16 protein-coding genes are annotated in these 14,696 nt (G+C 43.5%); 9 read left to right on the forward strand and 7 right to left on the reverse strand.

The features are described 5' to 3' along the window. Window positions 1-32 precede the first annotated feature (32 nt). The 3 genes from FS628_RS21425 to FS628_RS21435 all read left to right on the forward strand — a co-directional run bounded on the left by FS628_RS21425 (window position 33) and on the right by FS628_RS21435 (window position 1,900). Window positions 33-611 carry a TetR/AcrR family transcriptional regulator gene (locus FS628_RS21425; RefSeq protein ID WP_145325044.1) on the forward strand — a complete coding sequence of 193 codons (579 nt, stop codon included), beginning with the start codon at window positions 33-35 and terminating at the stop codon, window positions 609-611. An 89-nt stretch (window positions 612-700) separates the two neighbouring features. Further along, complete coding sequence (locus tag FS628_RS21430) at window positions 701-1,483, forward strand: SDR family NAD(P)-dependent oxidoreductase (protein ID WP_145325045.1); 783 nt, start codon at window positions 701-703, stop codon at window positions 1,481-1,483. A 24-nt stretch (window positions 1,484-1,507) separates the two neighbouring features. After that, on the forward strand, window positions 1,508-1,900 hold the full coding sequence (locus tag FS628_RS21435) for a hypothetical protein (protein ID WP_145325046.1): 393 nt from the start codon (window positions 1,508-1,510) through the stop codon (window positions 1,898-1,900). A 321-nt stretch (window positions 1,901-2,221) separates the two neighbouring features. Here the strand turns inward: FS628_RS21435 and FS628_RS33060 are convergent, their stop codons facing one another. From FS628_RS33060 to FS628_RS21460, 5 genes are all read right to left on the reverse strand, one after another. Further along, window positions 2,222-2,554, reverse strand: a complete 333-nt coding sequence (locus FS628_RS33060; RefSeq protein ID WP_313958626.1) for a hypothetical protein — start codon at window positions 2,552-2,554, stop codon at window positions 2,222-2,224. Between the two features lie 33 nt (window positions 2,555-2,587). Continuing rightward, window positions 2,588-3,583 carry a sensor histidine kinase gene (locus tag FS628_RS21445; RefSeq protein WP_440131301.1) on the reverse strand — a complete coding sequence of 332 codons (996 nt, stop codon included), beginning with the start codon at window positions 3,581-3,583 and terminating at the stop codon, window positions 2,588-2,590. A 100-nt stretch (window positions 3,584-3,683) separates the two neighbouring features. Continuing rightward, on the reverse strand, window positions 3,684-4,367 hold the full coding sequence (locus FS628_RS21450) for a response regulator (RefSeq protein WP_440131305.1): 684 nt from the start codon (window positions 4,365-4,367) through the stop codon (window positions 3,684-3,686). An 88-nt stretch (window positions 4,368-4,455) separates the two neighbouring features. Further along, window positions 4,456-5,022: a class I SAM-dependent methyltransferase gene (locus tag FS628_RS21455; RefSeq protein ID WP_145325048.1), complete on the reverse strand. Its 567-nt coding sequence runs from the start codon at window positions 5,020-5,022 to the stop codon at window positions 4,456-4,458. A gap of 37 nt (window positions 5,023-5,059) precedes the next feature. Continuing rightward, the gene (locus tag FS628_RS21460; protein WP_145325049.1) at window positions 5,060-5,563 is read right to left on the reverse strand and encodes a DedA family protein; all 504 of its coding nucleotides are present in this window, start codon (window positions 5,561-5,563) and stop codon (window positions 5,060-5,062) included. A gap of 823 nt (window positions 5,564-6,386) precedes the next feature. On the opposite strand from FS628_RS21460, the gene FS628_RS21465 reads away from it, so the two are divergent. Both FS628_RS21465 and FS628_RS21470 read left to right on the forward strand, forming a co-directional pair. Beyond that, entirely contained in the window at window positions 6,387-6,974 is a 588-nt protein-coding gene (locus FS628_RS21465) for a sigma-70 family RNA polymerase sigma factor (protein ID WP_145325050.1), read from the forward strand. After that, entirely contained in the window at window positions 6,961-7,710 is a 750-nt protein-coding gene (locus tag FS628_RS21470; RefSeq protein WP_145325051.1) for a DUF3600 domain-containing protein, read from the forward strand. The genes FS628_RS21465 and FS628_RS21470 overlap by 14 nt, the downstream gene beginning before the upstream one ends. Window positions 7,711-7,783: 73 nt before the next feature. On the opposite strand, the gene FS628_RS21475 is transcribed toward FS628_RS21470, so the two are convergent. Further along, window positions 7,784-8,656 carry an AraC family transcriptional regulator gene (locus FS628_RS21475; RefSeq protein WP_186327913.1) on the reverse strand — a complete coding sequence of 291 codons (873 nt, stop codon included), beginning with the start codon at window positions 8,654-8,656 and terminating at the stop codon, window positions 7,784-7,786. Between the two features lie 111 nt (window positions 8,657-8,767). On the opposite strand from FS628_RS21475, the gene FS628_RS21480 reads away from it, so the two are divergent. Further along, window positions 8,768-9,925 (forward strand): Gfo/Idh/MocA family protein, encoded by a 1,158-nt coding sequence (locus FS628_RS21480; protein ID WP_145325286.1) that lies wholly within the window; start codon window positions 8,768-8,770, stop codon window positions 9,923-9,925. A 225-nt stretch (window positions 9,926-10,150) separates the two neighbouring features. Here FS628_RS21480 and FS628_RS21485 read toward each other — a convergent pair whose 3' ends face one another. Then, the gene (locus FS628_RS21485; protein ID WP_036605715.1) at window positions 10,151-10,471 is read right to left on the reverse strand and encodes a winged helix-turn-helix transcriptional regulator; all 321 of its coding nucleotides are present in this window, start codon (window positions 10,469-10,471) and stop codon (window positions 10,151-10,153) included. Window positions 10,472-10,886: 415 nt separating this feature from the next. On the opposite strand from FS628_RS21485, the gene zwf reads away from it, so the two are divergent. The 3 genes from zwf (at window position 10,887) to fsa (ending at window position 14,505) form a co-directional block, all read left to right on the forward strand. Further along, window positions 10,887-12,341 (forward strand): glucose-6-phosphate dehydrogenase, encoded by a 1,455-nt coding sequence (gene zwf / locus FS628_RS21490; RefSeq protein WP_145325053.1) that lies wholly within the window; start codon window positions 10,887-10,889, stop codon window positions 12,339-12,341. A gap of 539 nt (window positions 12,342-12,880) precedes the next feature. After that, window positions 12,881-13,774: a phosphogluconate dehydrogenase (NAD(+)-dependent, decarboxylating) gene (gene gnd, locus FS628_RS21495; protein ID WP_145325054.1), complete on the forward strand. Its 894-nt coding sequence runs from the start codon at window positions 12,881-12,883 to the stop codon at window positions 13,772-13,774. 86 nt (window positions 13,775-13,860) lie between these two features. Further along, window positions 13,861-14,505: a fructose-6-phosphate aldolase gene (fsa, locus tag FS628_RS21500; protein ID WP_145325055.1), complete on the forward strand. Its 645-nt coding sequence runs from the start codon at window positions 13,861-13,863 to the stop codon at window positions 14,503-14,505. Window positions 14,506-14,696: the final 191 nt, after the last annotated feature.

A 14,696-nucleotide genomic window follows, 5' to 3' on the forward strand; every position in this document is an offset into this window, starting at 1 on the left:
CAATGTTCGTTTTCTGAACAGGAGGGAAGCCAATGGCGAGAAGCAAAGAGTTCGAAGAGTCAGTTGTACTGGATAAAGCGATGAGACTTTTTTGGGAACAAGGCTATGAGAAGACGTCTATGACAGATCTGGTCAATCATATGGGAATTCATCGTAAAAGCTTGTATGACACATTTGGCGATAAACATACCTTGTTTCTGAAGTCAGTAGATCTGTATGATCACCAAATGAGCTCCGCCCTTGCAACAGGCGTAGAGCATTCTCAAACGGCAACGGAAGCACTTCAGTTTATATTTTCTTCTTTGATTCATAGTGAGGAGCATCCAGCATCAGGCTGCTTCATTGTTAATTCAACGGTCGAATTGGCGGCACGTGATGACGACATGAACAACCGATCGACAGAGATGTTTGCAAATACGGAGAAACTAATCAAGGACATTATTGTGTGGGGACAGCAGGAGGGTGAATTCACAACGGAGTACAACGCCGAAGTATTGGCGGAATATCTGCATAATGTAGGCGTTGGGTTAAGGGTGATGGCCAAAACTTCGATGACCAAAGAAAAACTTCTTCGTATGGCGATGTTATCCATGGATCTCATACGGAGGTAGTCTATTTTTTTCACTATTATAGAACGTTCGTTCAAATATTGATGTTCCAGATGAAACATATTTTATAGAAAAGAGAGGCAGGCAACAACATGAGAAAGACAGTTCTAATCACAGGGGTATCGGGTGGGATCGGTAAAGAGTTAGCAGATCGGTTTGCCAAAGGTGGACATCATATTGTGCTGGTAGCACGAAGCGAGGGTAAAATACAGGATCTAGCTCAGGAGTACCGGAAAAAGTATGGCATTCAGGCGACGGTTATTGCCAAAGATGTAGCGGCACCTGGGGTACCACAGGAGATTTATCATGAGCTGAAGGAAAAGGGCATTGTTGTTGACTATCTTGTCAACAATGCGGGTTTCGGCCTGTTCGGGACATTTATGGAGACGGATATGGAACAAGAAATTAATATGATTGACGTGAATATTAAGGCTTTAACGGTCATGACCAAGCTGTTCTTACCGGATATGATCCAACGTGGGCAAGGCGGAGTGATGAATGTGGCTTCATTGGTAGGCTTTTTCCCTGGACCGATGATGTCGGTATATTATGCGACGAAAGCGTATGTGCTATCGTTCACTGAAGCTTTGGAGAATGAAGTAAACGGTACTGGTGTTACGGTGACGGCACTGTGTCCAGGTCTGACATCTACCGGATTTGTGGATCGTTCGGGTATGGGTGTCTCGAAGATGCTGCAAGGCCCGATCATGGAAGCGGGACAGGTAGCGGAAGAAGGATATCAAGGCTTCTTGCGTGGCAAGACATTAATTATGCCAGGGGCTCGTAACCGCTTCATTGCATTTATGCCGCGCTTGTTACCGCGTAAGATGATGACTCGCATGATTAGATCCTCACAGGACAAGACAGGACATTAAACATTAAAAAAGGAGCTGGTCGAAATGATTTTTTATGATTCCCCTCAAGCAACCGTTTCATGGAATGAGGAAAATAAGGTAGTTGTTTTGCAATGGAAGGGCTTCGCGCAAGGTGAACAATATCGTACACCACTAAATAAATTGTTGGAGTTAGCGGTGCAAAAACGCTCGAATAAGGCGTTATACGATAGCCGTCACTTGGCCGTTATTTCGCCAGATGACCAAGAATGGGTTGCAAAAGAGTGGTATCCGAGATCACTCGAAGCAGGACTTAAGTATTCAGCACTGCTTGTTCCTCATAAAGCGATAGCTAAATCGAGTGCAAACCGAATGCTCTCAGGAATGGACATATCCAATCCATCTCAAGAATTCCATGACATAGATGAGGCATATCATTGGCTGGCAACTGTAAAATGAGAAGGTAAAAACATGTTATGCATAAATCAATTGAGTTCGTTAGCGATACTAAAATCAGGTTTCTCCCAATCCTCTCGTATCACTGTGTCCTTCATCGTCCCTTTTACGACAAACATACACAAAAACAGGAGGGAAACTGAAGGGCACAAATTGAATTTTCTCAATCTCGAATAGTTCAGCTAATCGTTTCTTCATATGAAGGGAGTACTGGTATAACACTAACGTGCCTTCAGGTCGGAGCGCTGTATGGATCTGTGAAAGGATGTTATGTCTCATTTCTCTGGAGAAATTAAAAAATGGCAGTCCACAAATAATACTATCCTAATGATGCACATTTTCTTGATGCATCTTTTTCAATAGATAGGATGCATTCGAATGGTACATGAATTCAGGATATGTTTTCTTCAGATTATTTCTCATTTTCGGGTCTCTTTCAAATAAAAAAACGGTAGCAGATTGGGGTAATTCAGCTCTCATAAGACGTGTGATGGCACCTGTTCCAGGCCCCAGCTCAGCAATGGTTCGAATTTCATCCCATCGTACAGACTGGACGATTTTATGGGCCAGAAATTTGGAACTGGGCAGGAGACTGCCTACTCGTTTGGGGTTCTTCAGAAATCCTTGCAGGAAAAGAAGTGGTTCGGATGTTTTCATTGCTGTATCCTCCATGACTGAATTCTCTGATGGTTACTGGATGTTGTTGGAAGGCAGTCTTATCTGGAACGTAAATATGTTATGCGTATGCTGAAGTGTCAAGGTACCCTGATGTAACTCTGCAATGTTTCTTGCAATCGAAAGACCCAGACCAGACCCCGTTTGAATGCCTTCACTGCTTCTTGAATAATCTACCTTATAAAAACGATCAAACAGTTTATCTTTTTGCTCTATTGTGAGAGGCATACCTTTATTTTCGACTTCAATGGTAATGTGTTCATGACGCATACTCATTCGAATGTGGATCGTACCCGGTTTGAAGGAATACTTTAGGGCATTCATGAGAAGATTATCGATGGCGCGAGCAATCTTATCACTATCTACGATGGCCATGATTGGAGCATCGCCGATCTCTTTTACAATATGAATACTATTTTCCTGAGCCAATGGTTCAAATTCAAACAGTAACTGATCCAAGAGTTGATGTAGGTCAACCTTTTTCATATCCAGTTGGGTATCTACTGAGGTTAAGCGTGTGTATTCAAATAAATCATCGAGCAGCTTCTTTAAATGCGTTGCTTTGTTATAGGTGTTCTGTATGAAGCGGTCATACTCTGCTTTGTCTTGAAAAGATTCTGTTCTAAGAAGCTCGATATACCCGATTATGCTGGTAAGCGGTGTGCGCAGGTCATGTGAGATGCCCGTAATCATGTCCATCTTGGATTTTTCCAACTCGCGCTCCTTGATCATCTGTAGCTGCAACTGCTCAGTCATGTGATTGATGTTTGAAGCGACTCGTCCAAGTTCATCTTGTCGATTGACGGGTACACGGTAATCCAGATTGCCCTCCGATATGAGTTGAAGTCCTTGCTCTAATGTAATGAGATCTCTCACAATTTTTCGTGTGAAAAACAAAAAAATTAACGTGAAAATTACGATGAAGATTGGTGTTAGAACATAAGGAAAGATGTAGAGAAGCGAAGGCCAATTAAATCTTTCACTAATTTTTGCGGCAGCTATGATCAACATATTATTTACACCCACAGAGCCAACAAACGAAATCAATAAACTGATCAACATTTGATATAGGATGTTAATCTGTATCTTTTTTTTAAAATGTGGTAATCGTTTAATCAATTTTATAGCCCACTCCCCATACCGTTTTAATATACTGAGGTTCCCGTGGATTCATTTCCAATTTCTCACGTAGGTTACGAATATGAACCATCACTGTATTATCGGAATACCCGAAAGGTTCTTTCCATACAGTTTCGTATATCTTCTCGGAGCTAAATACTTGTCCAGGATGGCTGGCAAGCAACACCAGAATAGAAAACTCCAGAGGCGTAAGCGAAATGTCATTCTCTTTGAGCTTCACGGAATGTTTACTTGTATCAATGACAAGGTCCTTGATCAGAATAAGTGAATTAAATTCTGCTTTGCCAATCAGTGTTTGACGTCGCAGCTGAGCCTTAACGCGAGCCAGTAGTTCTAACGGATTAAATGGTTTGACCATGTAATCGTCAGCTCCGGTAGTCAGGCCTGTAATTTTATCGATGTCCTCTTCCTTAGCGGATAGCATAATGATAGGGGTAGTTGATACTTCTCTTATTTTGAAGCAGGCTTTGATTCCGTCCATAACGGGCATCATAACATCCAGAATGACGAGCTGGACCGAAGTTGTTTTGATAATATGTAGCGCTTCTTCCCCATTGGCTGCTTCAATGACCTGATATCCTTCGTTACGTAAATAGACATGAATGACATCCCGGATATCGGGTTCATCATCAACAACGAGAACGGTATTCACAATTCAACACTCCTTTTATGACCTTCTTCTATATAAAATTTCAAATGCTTATAAAGTGGATAACTTCAGTGTAAACGATAGCCCAGGATGTTTAAATTGTTTCCTTTTTGCGACAGACATAAACGAACGCAGGAGGGACATTCAAAGGCACGAATTCTACTTTTTCGATAATAAAGTATTCGGATAATGTTTTTTTCATTTGAAGTGAATATTGAAAGGCGATGAATAACCCTCCAGGTTTGAGTGCTTTATGAATCTGATCCACCAACGTATTTCTTAATTCAGGCTCAAAGTTGAAGAACGGTAACCCGCTAAAAATGTAGTCCAGTTGCTGAACGCCCTCTTGATTCATGGATTCTAACAATCGAGCGGCATCTGGATAACAGGCGAAACCCGGGTAAGCAGTCTGAAGATTATTTCTCATCGTTTCGTTCATCTCAAACAATAACACGTTGGTAGAATCTTGTACTTGTTGATGAATATATCGAGTGATGGCTCCAGTACCCGATCCGAGTTCGGCGACGGCTTTTACTTCCAGCCAAGAGGCTTGATTCACCATTTTGCTGGCGAGAAACCGGGAACTGGGTATGATACTGCCAACATGTTTAGGGCTTTGCAAAAAGCTTTTCAAAAATAAAACAGGTTCATTGGAATTCATAGGAGTTCCTCCATGTGATGGTATGTTACCAAACCAGTTAGAAATGTAATAATTGAAACGTCGATAGAATGGGGCCGCCGAAGTAAATTCCTGCTGTAAAATACGTAATGGTCCAGAGTACAGCGCCGGAATATGAGATGAGAGCAAATTTACGATACTGCACGCCGCTCAGCCCAATGACCATAGGAAGGACATATCGCACGATTGGAATGAACAAACCAATGCATATTGCCCAATTGCCATACTTATTCAGGATCAGTTCGGCCTTGATGAAATGCTTATGATGTTGAAATCTGTGTTTTATCTTGGGTCCAAAAAACTTCCCTGCAAAATAAGCAAAGGTAATGGCCGTTAATAGTCCTGATAAAATACAGAAGTATGTGATCCATGAATTGATAACTCCTGAGTGGCTCAGAATGGCACCGCTGATAATGGTGATCTCATTAGGAATTGGAACGCCGAAAGGCCCTAACGAGAAGGCAAAATAAAAAATCAGATATCCGTACTGATGAAGTAGCTCTAAGATCGTATTACTGATCATTGTTTTGCCTCCTCTCTTGTCGATATAGCCATCTTAATGAAAAAAACTAAGGAATTAATGAGCATAATTCTGAAGAATATCTAAAGAATACATAAGCAAAGCCAAACAACTACATTCAAGAGAAAAAAGCCTTGCCTACTTACTGGCAAGACTTGATAAGGTGGATATATTCAGGAGCGGTGATCTAGGAGCATGGTTTGATGATAAATTCCTTAATTACCAGTACCTTCGTCTATATGGTACAGATCGCATAAAAGAAGAGCCGAGACGTCATAATGATGACTCAGCTCTTCTTTTGGTCCCATGAGAACATACTTTTTTGAAATCAGTTTATTGCAGGAAGTAGAACCATCTGAATTTGGCACCAGCAACAAAAAACAAAACAATCCATCCCCACATAAACAACAAACGTAGAGGTCGTGGAATCAGTAAATATTCTGAGTACAATTTGCTGAAAAACTTCATCACCGTAGTAACCACCCCTGCTAAGTTACTCCCTTACATCCGCTTTCGAAAGAAAAAGAAGTAAGACGATATGATAACCAAAACTCCAATAAGTCTATATACCGTGGCGTAGGCCTCAAGGTTGGTTCTGGCGATTACAAATCCGATGATCGAAATAGATAATAGCAAAAGACCAAAGGTAATCTTATAACTCAGGTTCAAAACCTCCAGTTATATCAAAATTAGGTATATTATATCATAATAAACACCAGAGAATTTTTTTGTATCAGATTCAGCCATACCTACTCATTCAATAAATAAATCGAACGATATGATGCTGGCATGCCAATATATAGTGTAAGGAGGAAGGGGATGGCTAATGAGTGAGCAGGATGAGTACATAGAACTTGTAACGTTAATACGTGCTGGGCGTGAAGAAGCATATGGAGAATTATATGAGAAAACAGTGACGGGGATATATCGAACTGTGCGTTTTCTCATCAAGGACGAGTCTGACGCGGAGGATGTGGTACAGGAAATTTACATTCAGGCGTATCGGTCATTAGAGCGATATGATGCGGAGCGTGCTTTTCGTCCCTGGTTGATGGGGGTGACGATGCGACAGGTTCAGAGTTATCGACGCAAAAGGTTGATGCAGTTTCGGTTTAGCAAGCGGGTCGAGAAATCTGACGTTGGTATGGAATATGACTTTTCCACTGAACTGATCAACAAACTGGCCAATCGTCCTCTGCTGGAACAGGTGCGCCGTTTACCGTACAAGCTGCAGCAGGTGGTCACACTTCATTATTTAAATGAATACACGCAAGAGGAGATTGCTGGCATATTGGAGATTCCGCTTGGAACCGTAAAATCGCGCATACATGCGGCGCTGGCGAAGTTGAGACAGAAAGAAAAGATGAATCCGAGGTTGCGGGGAAAGGTGGAGGATCTGCATGAAACTCGATGAACAGTTGCGAAAAGCTTATCAGGAAGAGACACAAGACTGGTCGATTTCTGCGAGAACAAAATATAAAATTATGGATGGTATTCGAAGTGATTCATACCGAAGAAAGAGTCGAAAAAAATGGCTGGTCACTGCGCTATTGGTTGCTGTTCTTATCATTCCCACCGGAGCCTATGCAGGGTACAGCTATCTTGCAGATGGAATATATGGTTCACAGGAAAATATCACAGCTATGGGGGGAACAGCTGAGGATTATATGAGGTTGGAAGCGAAGCTGCAGACGGCCAAGGCCCATTTCAGCGAAGAAGAATTTGTTCAATATATGGACTTGTTGAAGCAAGTGGGGCAAATGGCCGTAAAGTATGCCGATTCTCAGGGCAATATGCATCCAGAGCAGTGGAGTACAGTGGAGCAAGAACGGTACAGCCTTCTTGTTGGTGAACTGGAACCGTTTTTCGAGAAGCTGGAAGCTGCGAGTGTAGGGTCCTCCAAAAAACTGATGGACGAGCAGCAATTTTGGACGGAACAGTTGGAACAGGCAGAGAAGACATTTACCAAGGAACAATATCGTGAGTTCAAGTCTGTCTATGAACAAATGAAAAAATACCAAGTTATGGTGATGGACAAGGATGGAAGTATCCATGAGGAACGCTTGTCAGCGGAGCAGAAGGATGATTTAAGGCAGCTAGAGAGACGCCTAATTCCCTATTTGAAACGGTTGGAGCTCAATGTGCGTTGAGTTGAGTGAACTGTGAAAGAGGAGCAGAAGCGGAGAAGAGATTCTTTCGCTTCTTTCTTTATGTTGTGAACCATTATTTCCTCCCCTGCACCTTCAGCCGATATTGGTGCGGTGTTGTACCTGTGGCAGTACGGAATACTTTACAAAAGTAGGAGGGACTCGTCATACCGACGCGGTGACCGATTTCGGGAACCGTAAGCGAGGAACGGGTGAGCAGCACGCACGCATGACGAATGCGGGTAGCTTGAGCATAAGCGACAATCGTGGTGCCGGTCGCTTTTTTGAACAAATGAGACAGATGATAGGGAGATAGGTGAAGTGTATCTGCGATATGCTCCAAACGGAAAGGCTGTGAATAATGCTGTTCGATCCACTGTATGGCAGCTTCGGCATGAGGATGAAGAATACCTGAATTGAATGCTGCGTCCGCATGTGAAGAACGAGTTTCAACATCTTTCCATAAGTAGCGAAGTTGCGTAAGTGAATCGAGCACAAAGAGACAGGTATCCTCCTCAGCTTCATGAGGTAGCAGATCTGGATAAGTCTTATCGAATTGTTCCATTCGTTGAATGAGTGGGGAAGTGATAGCAAGTCGGATGGGCTGAATGGGAGATTGCTCTCTCAACAGATCCTCTATGAAACGGTGAGTCGCGATAAAATGCGACCAGTGTGCCTTCAACAGATCAAGTTCAACCATGAGTACATTTCGAATGAAAGGCTGCTGTCGGGATACTTGAATCTGGACGTGGTGCAATTGAAAAGGTCGAAAAACCATGAGCATACCGGGTTCAAGGGAGAACACCTGACCTTCTGTTATCAACTGTCCGTATCCCTTATGTATGTACGTAATCTCCATCTGTGAATGAGCGTGGAACACCTCGCGAAACGTAGTATTGGATGTGCGACGACAGGCCAGATTAAATTGTTCTCCCAGGGTGATGGACATCATGAACTCCTCCCTCAACATGCGCAAGATAGTTTTATTTTAGCACAAGATGAACGCATAAAAGCGCTTTATTATTGTGTATTGTGAAGGGACTAAGGGAGGTATGCAATGATGTTAAAAGTGGCGATTATCGGAGCAGGTGCAATTAGTGGAGCACATATCTCAGCATATTTGGCATTTCCTGAGCGATGTCAGATTGTTGCTGTGGTCGATATGTACGTGGATAAAGCACAGAAACGAATTAAGGAATACGGACTGGAGGGAGCGGTAGCCGTTGTCGACTATAACGATCTATTAAGCGAGCATATTGATCTGGTTTCAGTCTGTACACCGCCTTATACCCATGCCCCAATTGCATGTGATTTCATGCATGCAGGTGCGCATGTGTTAGTCGAAAAACCGATGGCCTCTTCCCTGGAGGAAGCGGATCTAATGCTGAGAGCAGCGCAAGAAAGTGGAAAGCTGTTATCGGTTGTGGCTCAAAATCGGTTTACGACTCCAATGATGAAGCTGAAAGGTGTGCTGGACAGTAAACAGATGGGCCCTATCGTACATGTGCAGGTTGATTCGTTCTGGTGGCGGGGGCACAATTATTATGATCTGTGGTGGCGCGGGACATGGGAAAAAGAAGGCGGAGGCTGCACCCTTAATCATGCAGTGCATCATATTGATGCCATGCTTTGGATGATGGGACCTCCAGTGGAATTGCAGGCCATGATGGCAAATACGGCACATGATAATGCCGAAGTCGAGGATATATCCATGGCGATGCTTCGCTTCCATGAAGGGGCGCTTGGCATGATTACCAGTTCCGTCGTTCATCACGGAGAGGAGCAGCAGTTGATTTTTCAGGGCAAAAAGGCTCGGGTATCTGCACCTTGGAAAGTGGTTGCTTCTACCGCGCGGAATAACGGATTTCCGGAACCGAATAGAGAGTTGGAACACCAGATTCAGAAGCTCGCTGACGAATTACCGGATGTTACTCATGTCGGTCACGCTGGGCAAGTTGAGAATGTGTTAAACGCTATTGAAACAGGATCACCCCTTCTGGTAGATGGTGAAAGTGGCCGGAATACGCTTGAACTGATTGTGGGCATTTACAAGTCGGCAAGTACAGGAGAAAAGGTCACTTTTCCACTAGGGGTGGAAGACGCGTTTTACACAAGGGAAGGAATTATGCAACACGCCGTACACTTTTATGAAAAGAAGACGACGGTGGAGAACTTCGAGGATTCAAGTATTACCCTCGGGAGCAAGTTGGATTCGTGATATTCACATAAAAATCGCAGAAAAAGATGCCAACTCACGTCTAGTGATTTTGGCATCTTTTTCTTTTAAATGATTAAGAATAACATTCCGCTCCAAAATATTCTACTTCGGAGTGAGTTAATCATCTATTAGAGACAATATTAAAGACATGAATAATATGACGTTTATACGTGTGTTTTGCATTTCCCGTTTGTAATCCCTATTTCGCCTTTAAATTAAGGGATGTTACAGCCACTTATCAGCCCAACGTTCCACGGCGCTTAGCGCTCTCCCCAGTTCCGTGCCTTTTCGTGACAACATATATTCAGTCCGAACTGGACGTTCCGTGACCACATGGCGAACCACAAGTCCTTCTTCCTCCAATTCCTTCATTCGCTCATTTAACACACGTTTGCTCAAGTCAGGGATATAAGCGTGAATCTCACTGAAGCGTTTGGGCTCCTCCATCAATGCATGAATAATGAGGGCTACCCATTTTCGGCCAATGATCTGATAAGATTGTTCCACTTTTGTGCATATTTGCTTGGCATTCTCATCATCGCTCATGATTGTACTCCTTTGATTTAGTATTGCTTGTAATATCATTAGTATACTTATTGTAACCTACTTGTCCACAGGCCATATGTGTAAAATGTCACATACCAATTGTTCTTAATCTTACCACATAAAGCGTTATCATTAAATAAAAACCCTATAAACACTGGAGTTCACAGGTTCGACATGATTATTGACGAATTGTGACGACAGGTGTAATATGGGTAACGTTAATTCAAATGGTTACAATTTATAACCTAAACACAGGTTGTGGAGAGAAGGAATGTTCCATGGTTGAATTCAGGTGCGTTATATAAACGGAGGCAAGGCGGGGAACACACCCACTTATTCCGTCTTTTGTCATGCTTGGATTTGAACATTTTGCAACATCATATACTATACTGCACAGATCACAGGAGGCAATCCAATGGATGCAATGACATTTGTCCTGTTCGGGGCAACTGGCGATTTAGCCAAACGCAAGATTTACCCTGCATTATATAACTTGTACATGGATCAGAAAATGCCGAAATCTTTCTCCGTTATCGGTTTGGGACGACGTGAATTGTCGGATGCGGACTTCCAGGCAAATGTAGAAAAGTCACTGAATGAATTTTCACGTCAGACGCCAGAAGAAGCATCACAGGTTCGTGATTTCATTGGAGCTTTCCGTTATTGTTCTTTAAATAACACGAAGCTTGAAGATTACACCAAACTGTTGGAACTGGTTCAGCAGCGTGAACAAGAGCTTAACATTCCCGAAAATCGCATGTTCTACATGTCGGTGGCACCGGAATTCTTTGAGCCGATCGCATTGAACATTCAAGAAAGTGGCCTGGGTGATACCAAAGGCTGGAAGAAACTGATTATCGAAAAACCATTCGGACACGACCTGCAGTCGGCTCGTGATTTGAACGAAAAACTGAGCAATACCTTTGCGGAAGAAGAAATCTATCGCATTGACCATTTCCTCGGTAAACCGATGGTTCAAAATATTGAGACACTCACTTACGCGAATCCGGTGATTCAAGCGTTGTGGTCTAACCGGTATATCGCCAACGTACAGATTACGGCAAGCGAAACAGTGGGTGTTGAAGAACGTGCCGCATATTACGACCAAAGTGGGGCCCTTCGTGATATGTTCCAGAACCATATGCTTCAGTTGCTGATGATGATCGGTTTGCATTTGCCGAAACGCTGTACACCGGAAGAAATTCAATTCAAAAAGCAAAAAATTGCTGAAGCACTTCGCCCTTTGACGAAAGAAAATATTGCTTCTGAAGTTGTTCGTGCGCAATATGCAGCAGGTGACCTGCAAGGTACTTCGGTTGTTGGATATCTGGACGAGCCTGGCATCCCAGCCGGATCTCAGAACGAGACCTATGTTGCCGCGAGACTGTGGATCGATGATCCATTCTGGAGCGAAGTTCCATTTTATATCCGTACAGGTAAACGCCTGGCTGAGAAATCCACCAGAATCGTTGTTGAATTCAAGGCACCACTGAAGACGGGGCATGAAGCCGAAAATACAACGGAACCGAACCTGCTTACGATTGAAATTGGTCCGGGAGAAAGCATCTCGCTTCAATTAAATGCGAAGAATCCATTGAACCATGGTGAAGTGGAGCCGATGCATATGACCTTCAACTCAGGTAAACGTAACATCCCTGAAGCGTATGAGAATCTGATCTTTGACGCAATGCGTGGTGATTCCACCTTCTTCGCTCACTGGAATGAAGTGGAGCTGGCATGGCAATGGGTGCAACCGATTCAGGAAGCGTTCGAAGCGGGTAGCGTGCCATTGGATACGTACAGCGCAGGTTCGCATGGACCAGAGTCAGCAGATCGCCTGACAGCCGAAGACGGTTATCGTTGGTGGTAAGTGAAACGAAAGAGTGAGCATAATAGGACACAATAGTAAAAAACAACAGTACATTCCATTGTGCTCACCAATGAACATTTTGCATAAATCCAAAGACACCTTCCGCTCAGCGGGATATAGAAAACGAAATGCTCCTATTCGTCTAGAGCCTGTACTCGAGAGCGAGTTGGATCGAATGATGCAATTGCTGATATAAAAACAGTATTAATTATGAATTATACCGTTCCAATTTTGCATAAGCCCTTCCGGTTATGTGGCCGGAAGGCCGTGAAAATTTTTGAATATAGATTAGCGGACGCACTGAGTTTTTTGCCTAAGTAGCGACGTAGTGTAGGGGACGGAATCGATTCTGTAGAAGCAAAGCGTTCGCCTTTGTATCCAAATTTCATCAATCTAAATGTTGATGAAAAGAAATTTGGATACAACAGCGATCGAAAGAACGAGCCGTAACCGGAACGGTTGCTGCGAAACGGCAATGTAGTCTGGCGCTCTGCAACAAAGTGAAATTTAAACATTGTTCATAACAGGAGGATTTTGAAATGAAACTTGGACTTATTGGATTAGGAAAAATGGGATTAAACCTCGGTAGAAACCTGATTGATCACAAACACGAAGTGGTTGCTTTTGACCTGAACGCTGAAGCGGTTAATGAAATGAAAGAATACGGTGCTGAAGGCGTATCTTCTTACGCAGAGATGGTCGCTTCGCTTGAATCCCCACGTGTATTGTGGATCATGGTTCCTCACAACGTGGTAGACGCTGTACTGGCTGAAGTGAGCCCATTGTTGTCCAAAGGCGACATCATTATTGAAGCGGGTAACTCCCACTACAAAGAATCCATCCGTCGTTACGAAGAGATGAAACCAAAAGGCATTCATTACATGGATGCAGGTACATCTGGCGGTATGGAAGGCGCACGTAATGGCGCTTGTTATATGATCGGTGGAGACCCGGAAGCTTGGGCAATCGTTGAACCGGCATTCAAAGATACTTCTGTAGAGAACGGCTACCTGTATGCAGGTAAAGCGGGCAGCGGTCACTTCCTCAAAATGGTTCACAATGGTATCGAGTACGGTATGATGGCATCCATCGGTGAAGGTTTTGACGTATTGGAGAAAAGTGGATTTGATTTTGACTTCGAACAAGTGGCTCGCGTATGGAACAACGGTTCCGTTATCCGCTCTTGGTTGATGGAGCTGACAGAACGTGCCTTCTCCAAAGATGCAAACCTTGATGAGATTAAAGGCGTAATGCACTCTTCTGGCGAAGGACGTTGGACGGTAGAAACGGCATTTGACCTTCAAACGGCTACACCAGTTATCGCTTTGTCCTTGCTGATGCGTTACCGTTCCCTGGAGACAGACACATTCACAGGTAAAGTGGTAGCAGCACTGCGTAACGAATTTGGCGGTCACGCTGTAGAGAAAAATTAATTTTATATATAACTGTTAACATATGATGAACATCGGGTAATGACTTATATCGTGTTTACGAATTCATCAAGTGGAGGGAACATATCATGAAATTTTTCTTGGATACAGGGAATGTGGAAGAAATCAAACGGATCGAACGTCTGGGTCTGGTGGATGGAGTCACGACCAACCCGTCTTTGATTGCCAAAGAAGGTCGCGTATTTAAAGAAGTCATTCAGGAGATCTGTGGCATCGTTAAGGGCCCTGTCAGTGCTGAAGTCATCGGTCTCAAAGCCGAGGATATGTTGAAGGAAGCTTATGAAATTGCAGAATGGGCACCGAATGTAGTCATTAAATTGCCGATGACCGAAGATGGGCTATATGCTTGTCATGAATTGTCGCAAAAAGGGATCAAAACCAATGTAACGCTGATCTTCTCCGCAGCACAGGGCCTGATGGCGGCGAAAGCCGGTGCGACTTACATCAGTCCATTCGTTGGTCGCTTGGATGATATTGCGGTGGACGGTATGAAATTGATTCGTGATCTGCGTCTGATTCTGGACATGTATGATCTGCCTTCCGAGATTATCGCAGCAAGCATTCGCAATATCAAACATGTCGAAGATGCAGCCCTTTCCGGTGCGCATATTGCCACCATTCCAGGTTCGCTTCTGCCAACACTTTGGAAACACCCACTGACGGACAGTGGGATTGAACGTTTCCTGAAAGACTGGGAATCTGTTCCGAAATAAAGTGGTAGACAATGCCCGATTCTTTGGGTGTCTGAACATAAAGCCTTTCGCATTGTGGAGTAATCTGCAAGCGGAAGGTTTTTTTATCTTTGTTTTCGTTTGATCCAATTAGTCAGTGGTGACTGCTTGTCTCTTTAATATTGTTATTACTTTCTGTCCAGTGTCCACGTACTGTCCTTCTTTTTCGGGAC

This window comes from Paenibacillus xylanexedens (genome assembly GCF_007676705.1).
GTDB classification, from domain to species: Bacteria; Bacillota; Bacilli; order Paenibacillales; family Paenibacillaceae; genus Paenibacillus; species Paenibacillus xylanexedens_C.